This is a genomic window from Burkholderia singularis (assembly GCF_001718875.1).
GTDB classification, from domain to species: Bacteria; Pseudomonadota; Gammaproteobacteria; order Burkholderiales; family Burkholderiaceae; genus Burkholderia; species Burkholderia singularis.
The window spans coordinates 64931-77170 of record NZ_CP013449.1 but is presented as its reverse complement, the minus strand read 5'-3'; the positions used below and the strand labels follow the sequence as shown (position 1 = coordinate 77170).

Here is a 12240-nt window from a genome sequence, read left to right as displayed (position 1 = left end):
GCCCCCGGTATGCGGCCGCTCAGTTTTTGAGGATGCCGTAGAAATGGCCGGCGTTCTCATACGTGATCTTGCGCATCACGTCGTCCGACAGTCCGCTGAACTGCTCGGCGAACACCTTGGCCGATTCGGGCCACGTGCCGTCCGAGTGCGGATAGTCGGAGCCCCACATCAGCGTTTCGACGCCAAGATCCTCGACCAGCTTGAAGCCGATCCGGTCGGTCTGGAAGCACGCCTTGCACTGGCGCCGCCAGTATTCGCTCGGCAGCATCTTCAGTTCGAGATCCTGGAAACGCCCCTTGAATTCGTGATCCATCCGCTCGAGCACGTAAGGCAGCCAGCCCAGGCCGCTTTCGCCCAGCACCACGCGCAGGTTCGGATGACGCTCGAGCACGCCCGAGCCGATCAGCGCGGCCAGCGGATGCACGAGACTCATCTGGAAGCCGGTCACGCTCGTGAAGAACGCGGCGCGCTTGGCTTGCCCCTGGACGTCGATTTCCTCGAGCGTCAACGGCAGCGAGCGGAAGCAGTGAATGTGCAGCGGCAAGCCCGATTCCGCGATCGTGCGCCACAGCGGCTCCCAGCTCGGATGCCAGAGCGGACGCGTCTCACGGCTCATCGCGAGATTCACGCCGACGATGCCGGACTTGCGATATTCGGCGATGCGGCGTACTTCCTGAACGGCGGCGTCCACATCCGAATCATTCAACGCGGCCAGGCCGTAAAGCCGGCCGCTCGAGCCCTTGCAGAAATCGACGAGCCAATCGTTGTAGATGCGGCACATTTCGATCGCGGCTTCCGGATCTTCCATGCGCATCAGCGTTTCGGCGGCAAGGCCGTACACGACGTCGGCGTCGACTCCGTCGAGATCCATGTCCTCCTGCCGCAGCACCGGATCGCTCACGCGGCGGCGGCCGTTCGCGGCATCCCGATACAGGCCGGTCGCAGCCATGATGTCGATCTTCGCATTGCTGCCCGGCACGTATTTCTGGCCATACGGACCGAAGCCGCACACGTAGCCCAGCCAGGTTTTCTTGTGGTTCGTCCAATACGGATCTTCCGCTTCGACCACGAACGGCATCCGGTCTTTCAAATCGGACCGGGCATTTTTGGTGAATAAATCCGACGGCAGCCAATGCAGGTCGATATGCGAGTCAGCGGAAATTCTATTGAAGGTCATGGCAATTCGTCCTATTTTGCGTTTGAGATCAGGTGCTCAAGAAATAATCTATGAAGCATGGCCAGCTAAACACTCGCCAATCACTTTCATAAACTGAATTGGAACGCCTAATTCCCGGATTCGGCGTATTGCTCTGATTCCGATCCGATTATTTTTAATACAACTCTCCGTCATAACAGGAGATACGGCTTTACCACTCGAACCAGCTCTCGACGTGCGAATGGCCGATAGAAAAAACACGATGGCGACCGCCAGCCTCCCTGGTATCAGGGACGCGGGAATCACGGCATATGGCGTTCGCGGGCACGGACCGTCAGCCAACGCGCGCCGGCACGCGGCAGCGCGTTTGCATGAATTTTCCGTTTAAGATGTCCTAATTCCGGATAACATCACCCTTTCAAATATCCGACTATTTGAACAGCATAAAAACACCGTCATTTTTTCCGGTTTATTGGCGTCAGTAAAATCCATCCCGATTTATTTGACACCGTCTCGGCCAATCGACGGGAAAAAGAATAATCAGAAACCAAATCGGGTGAAAGTTTGTTTTGTCTCAAGATTCGGCCGTTTTGTCTCATTGGATCTCGCACCCTGTTTCCCTCTCTGATGCGCCGCCGTCGCCCCGCATTGCGCGGGCCCCACGCGTGCATTTGCGGCTTCGCGGCGGCGCGCTCAACCCGCGAACGGCAATTTCCCAACGCTGCTCGCACGCTCACGCGCGAGACTCGACCAAAAGGTCACAGGCGATACAACGCCCTGATAGGCTCGATGCACGGTTTGCCGCTCAGCATCGAAGGGTGATGCGCCAACCCACGTCAGCAGGATTTCGACGGCGAGCGAACGTCCAACCAGCGGCTCCCGAAAAATCTCACCTTTAAAAAAACCGGTATCCATTGAAACGTCACGCCAGCTCCGAGCCGGAACGCGTGGGCGCTCCGGCTCGACACGGAAACGGCCGTGCGGCTCAAGGCACGTTGTTGTATTCGATGAAACCTGGCCGCGCGGCGAGCCGCTCAAAGTATGCAGACACGGCCGGCAATTCCGGCTTGTCGAACGGCGTGCGCAACCAACGATTCACCGACAAGCCGATCACGATATCCGCCAGCGTATAGTCCGGCCCCACGACGAAGGCGCCCGTCTTGCCGAGTTGCGCATCGAGGAGCGTCATGCGCTGCGCCCACGCATCGCATGACGCGCGGATCTGCGCGGTATCCTGATACGCCGGTTGCTGACGTATCAGCCCGAGAAACGCGTAGACCCAGGCGGGATTGAGCGTCGTTGCCTGCCAGTCGAGCCATTGGTCGACGCGCGCCCGTGCCTGCGGCTCGTCCGGATACAAATGCGTGCCGCCGTAGCGGTTCGCGAGATAGCGGATGATCGCGTTCGATTCCCAAAGCACGAAATCGCCGTCCTCGAGCACCGGCACGAGGCCGTTCGGATTGCGCGCAAGGAACTCGGGCGTCTGCGTCGACTGAAACCCGATGCCCCAATCCTCGCGCTCGTAGTCGAGCCGCAGTTCCGCGCATGTCCACAGCACCTTGCGCACGTTGATCGACGATGTCTTACCGAGTACTTTCAGCATCGGACGCCCTTTGATCGAGAAGAGTGGAAAACGATTGTAGAAACGCGCCGCGTGCACTGACAGATACAGTTCCCACGGGCGCGGGCAGGACAGCGGAACAGGAGGAATGCAGGCCGCGAATGGCAAGCGCGCGATGCAACGCTCACCAGAGACCCGGCACGAGCCGCCAGCGCACCGTATCGCAATACGCGCGACAGCCTTCAAGATGCGTGTTCAGATAGCGTTCCTCGTCGATCAGCCGCACAACGATGACGGCGGCGAGCAGCACCGTCAACACAGCCGCCCAGCGCGATCGGGCTCCCGAAAAGTATCACCATTGCCGCCGAGTACAGCGAATGGCGGACCCGGCCATACGGCCCGGTCGACATGACCGTCTGCTCCTGGCTGACCTCGATCACGCTCGATGCAAAGCTGTTTTCGCGCAGCGTATAGAAGCACTGCACGGAACCCGCCGTCACCAAGCCATTGCCAATGAACACCGCCACCCAACGCAGAGCCGATTCTAATCTTCCGTAAACCCATAAAATGCACGAACCAAGGATGAGACGTGTGAAGACGAGACGACCCAACCATCGCTCACGCCGCCCGGCCGCGCGATGCGCCGCCCGGCCGGCTCAAGCCCGCAGGAGGATGGACACGATGAGGCACCCAGCATGAGCGACGACACCTATCGAATCGCCGTGATTCCCGGCGACGGCATCGGCGTCGAAGTGATGCCCGAAGGGCTGCGCGCGCTCGACGCGGTAAGCCGCCGCTTCGGCTTGCGCTTCGATTACACGCCGATCGAATGGGCAAGCTGCGACTACTACGCGCGGCACGGCCAAATGATGCCCGACGACTGGAAAGCCCAGCTATCGGGCATGGATGCGCTGCTGTTCGGTGCCGTCGGCTGGCCCGCGACGGTGCCCGATCACGTCTCGCTGTGGGGTTCGCTGATCAAGTTCCGCCGCGAGTTCGACCAATACGTGAATTTGCGGCCCGCGCGCCTGTTCGACGGCGTGCCATGCCCGCTCGCCGGCCGCCGCGCGGGCGATATCGATTTCATGATCGTGCGCGAGAACACCGAGGGCGAATATTCAGCCGTCGGCGGCACGATGTTCGAGGGTACCGAGCGCGAATTCGTCGTTCAGCAAGCCGTGTTCACGCGGCGCGGCACCGAGCGCGTGATGCGGTTCGCTTTCGAGCTGGCGCAGCGCCGCGCCAAACAGCTCACCGTCGCGACGAAAAGCAACGGCATCGCAATCAGCATGCCGTGGTGGGACGCGCGCGCAGCCGAGGTGGCCGCGCATTACCCGGACGTCACGTGGAACAAGCAGCATATCGACATCCTTTGCGCGCGTTTCGTCATGCAGCCGAACCGGTTCGACGTCGTCGTCGCATCGAATCTGTTCGGCGACATCCTGTCCGATCTCGGACCGGCCTGCACCGGCACGATCGGCATCGCGCCGTCGGCCAATCTGAATCCCGAGCGCGCGTTTCCGTCGCTGTTCGAGCCGGTACATGGTTCCGCACCGGACATCGCGGGCCGCAAGATCGCCAATCCGATTGCGATGATCTGGTCGGCCGCGATGATGATCGATTTTCTCGGCCACGGCGAAGGCCCGGCGCGCGAAGCACACGACGCGATCCTCGCCGCGATCGAGCACGTGTTGAAGCACGGCCCGCGCACGCGCGATCTGGGCGGCCAAGCCTCGACGAGCGAAGTCGGCAGCGCCATCGTTGCGCATCTGCTCGGTGAAACGGCATCGGCCTGACGATCGGAGGCCATAGTCTGACGTGCCGATCATCACGCGAAGGCTGCATCGAATCTCCGGCATTTCGACCCGTTCCCGCAAAGGCTCACCATGATCGAACCGGCTCCCGAATTTCCTCACCATTCTCCTTATCCGGTCGAAGTTCGCTTTCCTGATCTCGACGCGCACCGCGCCGGCAACACCGGTGTCGATTACGTGCATCGTTTCGATTCCGGCGTGCCCGGCCCGTGCGTGATGGTCAACGCGCTGACGCACGGCAACGAAGTGTGCGGCGCGATCGTCGTCGATGCGCTGCTCAAGCGCGCGGTGCGCCCGCGCCGCGGGGTGCTGACGTTGTCGTTCGCGAACGTCGCCGCCTACGCGCGCTTCGATCCGCAAGCGCCGGATGCCGCGCGTTTCGTCGATCAGGATTTCAATCGCGTGTGGACGCCCGCTCTGCTCGACGACCGGTCGCAGCGGTCGCTCGAACTCGATCGCGCGCGCGCATTGCGGCCGTTCGTCGACGAAGCCGATTGGCTGCTCGATCTGCATTCGATGCACGAACGCAGTGCGCCGTTGATCGTCGCGGGCCCGCTCGACAAGGGCGCGGCGCTTGCGCTGCGCATCGGCGCACCATCGACCGTGATTCGGGACGCGGGCCATCCGGAAGGCACGCGCATGCGCGACTACGGCGGCTTCGGCAACCCCGTCAGCGAAAAGAATGCGCTGCTGATCGAATGCGGGCAGCACTGGGAAGCGCGGGCCGTCACCGTTGCGTGCGACAGCACCGCGCGGTTTCTAAGCGCATCCGGCATCGTCGATGCGCAAGATCTGCCTGCCGACTGGTTTCAACCGCTCGCGCCAACCGTGCGCGTCGTACAGGTGACGCACGCCGTGGTCGCCGCGAGCCTCGATTTCCGCTTCGCCGATGCATACACCGGCCTCGAGCATTTTGCCGAAGCAGGCGAGGTGATCGGCTGGTCAGACGGCGCTCCCATCACGACGCCTTACCCCCATTGCGTGCTCGTGATGCCGTCGCTGCGCCAATTGCGGCCTGGGGTCACTGTAGTACGGCTTGGCCGTCTCGAACGCGAGATGCCGCAACGCGGCTGACTCGGCTGAGCGCAGCCGCACGGGCACCACGCCTGCATGGCGCCCGCGCGGCCACGGCAATTCAAAGCCCGAGATCCGACAACCCCGGATGATCGTCGGGCCGCCGGCCGAGCGGCCAATGGAACAGCCGATCGGCTTCCCGTATCGGCAAATCGTTGATGCATGCATGCCGATGCGCCATCAGCCCGTGTTCGTCGAATGCCCAATTCTCGTTTCCATACGAGCGGAACCAGTTGCCGGCATCGTCGTGCCATTCGTAGGCAAAGCGCACGGCGATCCGATTGCCGCCGAACGCCCACAATTCCTTGATGAGCCGGTAGTCGAGTTCGCGCGTCCACTTGCGCCGCAACAGCGCAACGATCTCCTCGCGCCCGGTGGCGAATTCGGCTCGATTGCGCCATCGGCTGTCCCGCGTATAGGCAAGCGACACACGCTGCGGGTCGCGCGTGTTCCATCCGTCTTCGGCCGCGCGCACCTTCTGGCGCGCGGTCTCCTCGGTAAATGGCGGAACCGGCGGACGGATTTCGACTGAATCAGACATGACGTTCTCCAAATTGAAGGCGTGAAAGGCCTGCCCGGCTTGCCAACGGACGGCGGGCAGATGAATGAACCGCGATTCGATCGAATGAAGGGAAAAGCGGATCGGCAACGATGAAAACCGGTATCAGCCGGGTTGGCTGGGTAACGTCGCATCGAGCAGCATGGTTGCCGCCGCCTTCGCGTCACGCGCGGCCGACGCATCGCCGCTCACGAGCGCGACGCCGATCGCGCCGTCGATCAATACGAGCCATTGGCGCGCGAGCCGCGCAAGCAGTCGCCGATCCGCGCCCGTGCCGGCCGCGTGCGCGTCAAGCTGCTCGCGCACGAACTCGAGCAACCGTGCCTTGTGCGCGCGCGCGACGAGGCGAATCGGATCATCCGGCCGCTCGATCTCTCCGGACACGTTGAGAAAAGCGCAGCCGTGAAAATCCGGTTGCTCGAACCACTCGCGCAACACGTCGAACATGCCGACGAGCCTCGCGCGCGGCGTCTTGCCGCGTTTTACCGTCGCTTCGGCGAACCATGTCATCCAGCGCTCGTCGCGCCGCTCCAGCGCGGCGGCAACCAGCGCCTCTTTCGATTCGAAGTGCGTATAAAAGCTCTTGCGTGCCGCGCCCGACAGCTTGACGATCGCATCGACGCCCGTCGCATGAATGCCGCCTGCGTAGATCAGCGTGTCGGCCGCATCGAGCAAACGCTCACGCGCGCCGCTTGAGGAAAGATCCGGTTTCGTATCCATCCGCCTAAGGTAGAACGATCATTCTCCTTTGTCAACATCCGGCCGATGCGCTATCGTCTGCGCACGTTTCCGATCAAGGGATGCGAATGAAACCAGTGCAATGGGCGGCGTCGATCGCCAGCATCGCCGCGCTTGCAGCAACGATGCCCGGCTGCATGCCTTGGCGTGTCGTCACCCATCATCCGACAGTGGCGCAGGCCGCCGTTCCGGCGGGCCGCTACACGCTCGATCCACATCACTGGAGCATCGTGTTCGATGTCGATCACTTGAAGTATTCGCGCTTCACGATGCGCTTCGACCGCGCGAACGCGCAACTCGACTGGCGCGCGGGCGGTCTTACCGAAAGCAGCGCAACCGTGTCGATCGATGCATCGAGCATCGATACCAATGTGCCGCTGCTCGACAAGCTCGTTGCCGGCAACGACGCGCTCGATGCCGTCCGCCATCCGAGCATCCGCTTCGAAAGCACGCACTTCACGCGCATAAGCGACACGCAAGGCACGCTGAGCGGCAATCTGACGATCCGCGACATCACACGCCCCGTCACGCTCGCGGTCACCTTCAACGGCTATGGCCGCAATCCGCTGACGACGCAGGACACGCTCGGCTTCTCCGCAAGCGCCGCGCTCAGCCGCGCCCAGTTCGGCGTGACGAGCTGGTATCCGGCGGTGGGAGACGAAGTGCGCGTGCGAATCGAAGCGGAATTTGTCAAGGAAGGTGAGGCGGCACGTTCGTGACGACACAGCCGCCACGATCCGTTTTTTTACGACATTTTTTCTTGAAAGGCCCGCTTGCGTCTCCCTACACTGCGAACAACCATCGAGGTTACGGAGGCATCATGCAGCAGCGGGCAACTATCGAACGGCCTTTGCGTATCGCCTGTGCAAAGCGTGTGGATGGACGAGTCGTGCTGAGACGTTTCAATCCGGCATACGATTCGTATGACAAGCTGACCGCGCTCTTGCATCGCGCGTTCGCGCGGCTCGGTCAGATGGGGCTCAACTGCGTATGCGTCGACCAGCCCGCCGCGATCACACGGCAACGGGCGCTTGCCGGCGAATGCTACGTCGCCGTCTGCAACGGCCATTTGATCGCGACGATGACGCTGCACACGCGCGACGCCCTGTCCGACTGCGAGCTTTATCGCCGTTGCGGCGTCGCGACGCTGCGCCAATTCGGCGTCGATCCGATTTGGCAAGGGCGCGGCGTGGGGCGCGCGATGCTCACCTGCGCCGCACACTGGGCCGCGGCACGCGGCTATACGCGTCTTGCGCTCGACACGCCGCAACCCGCTGCGCACCTCATCGATTTCTACACGAGCCAAGGATTCCGCGTGGTCGATGTCATGCATTTCGCGGGTAAAGGCTACGATAGCGCGATCCTCTGCAAGCCGACTGCGATTTCGCCATTGTTCGCGCGCAGCGCACGCGAATTTCCGCTCGCGCTGACGCCACTGCGGCACGCCGCATGAAACGCAACAGCGGCCTACGCAAGCACGGCCGCTCGCTCCCATCGGGCCGACGCGATGCGCGAACGCCCACACTCGCGAAGGCTGCCATGCGCGCGCGTGGGATGGCGAAAATCGTTTTCGTCACGATCGCGGCGAGCCAGGCGCTGAGCGCCGCGTTTGCCGGCCTCGCGCGCGCCATCGGATACGACGCCGATCCCACCGTGTTGCTCGGATTCAATTTCATCAGTTGTGCGCTCGTCAGCTTCTGGTTGCAATCCGACGCGCAACGCGCGTACCGCGACGCGCTGTCGAGCGGCCGGTTGAAGCGCCAAGCACCGCGCGCCGGAGCCGCGCATACCGTCCCGGCCGACTGCCCGAAACGTTGGCTCGTCATTCTGCATATCGAATTGAATCCGCATCTGCTCGACGATGCGCGATGACGAACGAGTCCACGCCGTTTGCTCGCGCGACGTTGAAATTTTGATATCCCGTTTACTCTCACCTTTGAGTTCTTTCGATCGAATAGACGGCCGTTGCGTTGTAACGAAATCGTGCAGCACGGCCGAAATGTCGAACGATGGATCTATCGCGCCACGCGCGTCGATGCCGCGCGCTCAATCGCAACCGGACGACGGTGTAGGTCGCCGGGCTGCTATTGAAGGTCGTTGCGCGATCGTTCCCTCTGCGCGGCCGATGCGATGCACGATGCGCCACGCCGCTCGGCGGGTCCGCGCGCCGCAAGCGCGCCGCAGATGCTTCGTTACTGCGTCCAGTCGAGAATCACCTTGCCGCTCTCGCCCGAAATCATCGCCGCGAAGCCCTTTTCGAACTCGTCGACCGGAAAGCGGTGCGTGAGGATCGGTGACAGGTCGAGCCCGCTTTGCAGCATCGCGACCATCTTGTACCAGGTCTCGAACATCTCGCGGCCGTAGATGCCCTTGATTTCGAGCCCCTTGAAAATCACTTGATTCCAATCGATCGCGGTCTGCGCGGGAGGTATACCGAGCAGCGCGACCTTACCGCCGTGATTCATCGCCTCGAGCAAGCTCGTGAACGCGCTCGGCGCACCCGACATCTCGAGCCCGATATCGAAGCCTTCGGTCATTCGCAGATCGGCCATCACGTCGCGCAGCGATTCGTGCGATACGTTCACGGCGCGTGTCGCGCCCATCTTGCGCGCAAGCTCCAGCCGGTAATCGTTGACGTCGGTGATCACGACGTTGCGTGCGCCGACATGCTTGGCGATCGCCACCGCCATCACGCCGATCGGCCCCGCTCCGGTGATCAAGACGTCCTCGCCGACGAGGTTGAACGACAGCGCGGTATGCGCGGCGTTGCCGAACGGATCGAAAATCGCGGCAAGATCGTCGGAGATCTCCGCCGGAATCTTGAACGCGTTGAACGCGGGTATCGCCAGATACTCCGCGAACGCCCCTTCGCGGTTCACGCCCACGCCCACCGTATTGCGGCACAAATGCCGGCGCCCCGCGCGGCAGTTCCGGCAGAATCCGCAGGTAATGTGGCCTTCGCCCGACACGCGATCGCCGATTTCGAAGCCGCGTACCTCCTGGCCCATCTCGACGATCTCGCCCACATATTCGTGCCCGACGTGCATCGGCACGGGAATCGTCTTGCGCGCCCATTCGTCCCACTTCCAAATGTGGATGTCGGTGCCGCAAATCGCGGTGCGGCGAATCTTGATGAGCACGTCGTTGTGGCCGACCTCGGGTTTCTTCACGCGCGTAAGCGTCAGGCCCGGCGCGGGATTCAGTTTGACAAGCGCTTTCATCGCCATCTCCCTACACCACGCCGAGCGTCTTGCCGACGCGCACGAACGCGTCAACCGCACGGTCGATCTGCTCTGGCGTGTGCGCAGCGCTCATCTGCGTGCGGATGCGCGCGCGCCCGCGCGGCACGACCGGATACGAGAAGCCGATCACATACACGCCTTCGGCAAGCAGCGCATCGGCCATCTTCGTGGCCACTTGTGCGTCGCCTAGCATCACCGGAATGATCGGATGCTCGCCCGGCACGAGCGTGAAGCCCGCCGCGCCCATTTTCTCGCGAAAGCGCGCGCCGTTCGCACGGACGCGCTCGCGCCGCTTCGCACCTTCGTCGCTCGCCAGCAATTCGAGCACGCGCAACGACGCCGACGCAATGCTCGGCGCGAGCGTGTTCGAGAACAGATACGGGCGCGAACGCTGCCTGAGCAGTTCGACGACTTCGCGCCGCGCGGCCACATAGCCGCCCGATGCGCCGCCCAGCGCCTTGCCGAGCGTACCCGTCACGATGTCGATCCGGCCTTCGACGCCGCAATGCTCGGGCGTACCGCGTCCATGCTCGCCGATGAAGCCGACCGCATGCGAATCGTCAACCATCACGAGCGCACCGTAACGATCGGCCAGATCGCAAATGCCTTTCAGGTTCGCGATGATGCCGTCCATCGAGAACACGCCGTCGGTGGCAATCAGCTTGAAGCGCGCGCCTGCGGCGTCGGCCTCGCGCAGCTTCGCCTCGAGGTCGGCCAGATCGTTATTCTTGTAACGAAAGCGCTTCGCCTTCGACAGCCGGACGCCGTCGATGATGCTCGCGTGGTTCAGCTCGTCGCTGATGATTGCATCCTCTTCGCCGAGCAGCGTTTCGAACAGGCCGCCGTTCGCGTCGAAACAGCTCGAATAGAGAATCGCGTCGTCGGTCTTCAGGAATGCGGACAGCGCGGCTTCCAGTTGCTTATGCACGGTTTGCGTGCCGCAAATGAAACGCACCGACGCCATGCCGAATCCATCCCGCTCAAGCGCCGCCTGCGCGGCGGCGATCAGCCGCGAATCGTCCGCGAACCCTAGATAGTTGTTCGCACAGAAATTCAGCACCTGCTTGCCATCGGCGAGTCGGATATCGGCGGCCTGCGGGCTCGCGATCTCGCGTTCGGTCTTGTAGAAACCGTCCGCGCGAATCTGATCGATCGTCTGGCGCAGATGGGCAAGGTAAGCATCACGCATCGCATAGCTCCTGAAATGAACAGCTCCCGCATCCCAGTCGACCGCCGCGTCGAACGCCGCCACCGTGCTTGGCGGCCCCGGCGCATGCCCGCGGGAGCCATGATCCGGCGCTCGCCCGCACTCTCGGCGGCGGTGAAGCGGCCTGCTGCTGTTATAGTCGGCTGTTGGGTTTAGCGTATTTTTCTTATATTTCGAACTAAAATTCGGAATATCGAACAACTCTAAGCGAACGGAATTCAAATGGCAAGCTCTTCCGGCGCACGCCGCGCCACCTCCGCGCCTGCAACGCCGCCGCGCGTCGGCGAACAGATCCAGCGGCTGCGCAACGAACGCAAACTGACGCTCGACGATCTGTCACGTGCGGCGGGCGTATCGAAGTCGATGCTGTCGGAAATCGAGCGCGATAAGGCAAATCCGACGATCGCCGTTGCATGGCGGCTCACGAACGCGCTCGGCATCAGTCTCGACGAATTGTTTGCGCAGCCGAAAACGCCCGAAACGATTCGCGTTGACGGTCCACACGACATTCCAACCCTCGCCGGCCACGAAGCCCACTATTTGCTGCGCGTTTGGGGGCCGATCGAACTCGCGGGCAAATTCGAATGGTACGAACTCACGCTGCCGGCAAACGGCGCGCTCGCGTCGAATCCACACGAACCGGGCACGCGCGAGCACCTCACCGTGCTGCACGGGACGCTCGAAGTCGACGCGGCAGGCGGCACACGGCGCCTCAAGGCCGGCGATACCGCCCGCTATCCGGCCGACGGCCCCCACGCAATCCGCAATGCCGGCAAGAGCGAAGCCAAAGCGCTGCTTGTCGTGATCCACCGGCAGCACAGCGCGTAACCAGTTGACCTGTCTGTTTAGCCAGTTGCACAAAATACTGTATATTCGTACAGTATACGCA

Annotated in this window: 14 protein-coding genes; 6 read left to right on the top strand and 8 right to left on the bottom strand. The window is 62.5% G+C overall.

The window, feature by feature from the left end; translation table 11 throughout:
- Positions 1-19: 19 nt before the first annotated feature.
- The 4 genes from AQ611_RS16455 to AQ611_RS26750 form a co-directional block, all read right to left on the bottom strand.
- Complete coding sequence (locus AQ611_RS16455) at positions 20-1177, bottom strand: amidohydrolase family protein (protein WP_059515604.1); 1158 nt, start codon at positions 1175-1177, stop codon at positions 20-22.
- A 672-nt stretch (positions 1178-1849) separates the two neighbouring features.
- Positions 1850-2071, bottom strand: a complete 222-nt coding sequence (locus tag AQ611_RS25635) for a hypothetical protein (RefSeq protein ID WP_146011757.1) — start codon at positions 2069-2071, stop codon at positions 1850-1852.
- A 70-nt stretch (positions 2072-2141) separates the two neighbouring features.
- Positions 2142-2759, bottom strand: coding sequence for a glutathione S-transferase family protein (locus AQ611_RS16450; RefSeq protein WP_069235392.1), 618 nt, complete (start codon positions 2757-2759; stop codon positions 2142-2144).
- A gap of 142 nt (positions 2760-2901) precedes the next feature.
- On the bottom strand, positions 2902-3033 hold the full coding sequence (locus AQ611_RS26750; RefSeq protein WP_257785475.1) for a hypothetical protein: 132 nt from the start codon (positions 3031-3033) through the stop codon (positions 2902-2904).
- A gap of 379 nt (positions 3034-3412) precedes the next feature.
- Between AQ611_RS26750 and AQ611_RS16445 the strand changes: the two genes are divergently transcribed.
- Together AQ611_RS16445 and AQ611_RS16440 are read left to right on the top strand one after the other, a co-directional pair.
- Positions 3413-4513: a tartrate dehydrogenase gene (locus AQ611_RS16445; RefSeq protein ID WP_069235391.1), complete on the top strand. Its 1101-nt coding sequence runs from the start codon at positions 3413-3415 to the stop codon at positions 4511-4513.
- Between the two features lie 90 nt (positions 4514-4603).
- Positions 4604-5605, top strand: coding sequence for a M14 family metallopeptidase (locus AQ611_RS16440; protein WP_069235390.1), 1002 nt, complete (start codon positions 4604-4606; stop codon positions 5603-5605).
- Positions 5606-5666: 61 nt separating this feature from the next.
- Here the strand turns inward: AQ611_RS16440 and AQ611_RS16435 are convergent, their stop codons facing one another.
- On the bottom strand, positions 5667-6146 hold the full coding sequence (locus AQ611_RS16435; protein ID WP_069236345.1) for a nuclear transport factor 2 family protein: 480 nt from the start codon (positions 6144-6146) through the stop codon (positions 5667-5669).
- 123 nt (positions 6147-6269) lie between these two features.
- Positions 6270-6884, bottom strand: coding sequence for a TetR/AcrR family transcriptional regulator (locus AQ611_RS16430; protein ID WP_069235389.1), 615 nt, complete (start codon positions 6882-6884; stop codon positions 6270-6272).
- Between the two features lie 86 nt (positions 6885-6970).
- Between AQ611_RS16430 and AQ611_RS16425 the strand changes: the two genes are divergently transcribed.
- The 3 genes from AQ611_RS16425 to AQ611_RS16415 all read left to right on the top strand — a co-directional run bounded on the left by AQ611_RS16425 (position 6971) and on the right by AQ611_RS16415 (position 8774).
- Complete coding sequence (locus tag AQ611_RS16425; protein ID WP_069235388.1) at positions 6971-7621, top strand: YceI family protein; 651 nt, start codon at positions 6971-6973, stop codon at positions 7619-7621.
- Between the two features lie 101 nt (positions 7622-7722).
- A complete protein-coding gene (locus tag AQ611_RS16420) occupies positions 7723-8355 on the top strand; it encodes a GNAT family N-acetyltransferase (protein ID WP_083237417.1) in 633 nt (210 codons plus the stop codon).
- Positions 8356-8456: 101 nt separating this feature from the next.
- Positions 8457-8774 (top strand): hypothetical protein, encoded by a 318-nt coding sequence (locus tag AQ611_RS16415; protein WP_231936055.1) that lies wholly within the window; start codon positions 8457-8459, stop codon positions 8772-8774.
- A 320-nt stretch (positions 8775-9094) separates the two neighbouring features.
- Here AQ611_RS16415 and tdh read toward each other — a convergent pair whose 3' ends face one another.
- Both tdh and AQ611_RS16405 read right to left on the bottom strand, forming a co-directional pair.
- On the bottom strand, positions 9095-10123 hold the full coding sequence (gene tdh, locus AQ611_RS16410) for an L-threonine 3-dehydrogenase (protein ID WP_069236344.1): 1029 nt from the start codon (positions 10121-10123) through the stop codon (positions 9095-9097).
- A gap of 10 nt (positions 10124-10133) precedes the next feature.
- Positions 10134-11552 (bottom strand): glycine C-acetyltransferase, encoded by a 1419-nt coding sequence (locus AQ611_RS16405; RefSeq protein WP_374755061.1) that lies wholly within the window; start codon positions 11550-11552, stop codon positions 10134-10136.
- Positions 11553-11573: 21 nt separating this feature from the next.
- Between AQ611_RS16405 and AQ611_RS16400 the strand changes: the two genes are divergently transcribed.
- Positions 11574-12179: a helix-turn-helix domain-containing protein gene (locus AQ611_RS16400; RefSeq protein WP_059515618.1), complete on the top strand. Its 606-nt coding sequence runs from the start codon at positions 11574-11576 to the stop codon at positions 12177-12179.
- The last annotated feature ends 61 nt before the right edge of the window (positions 12180-12240 follow it).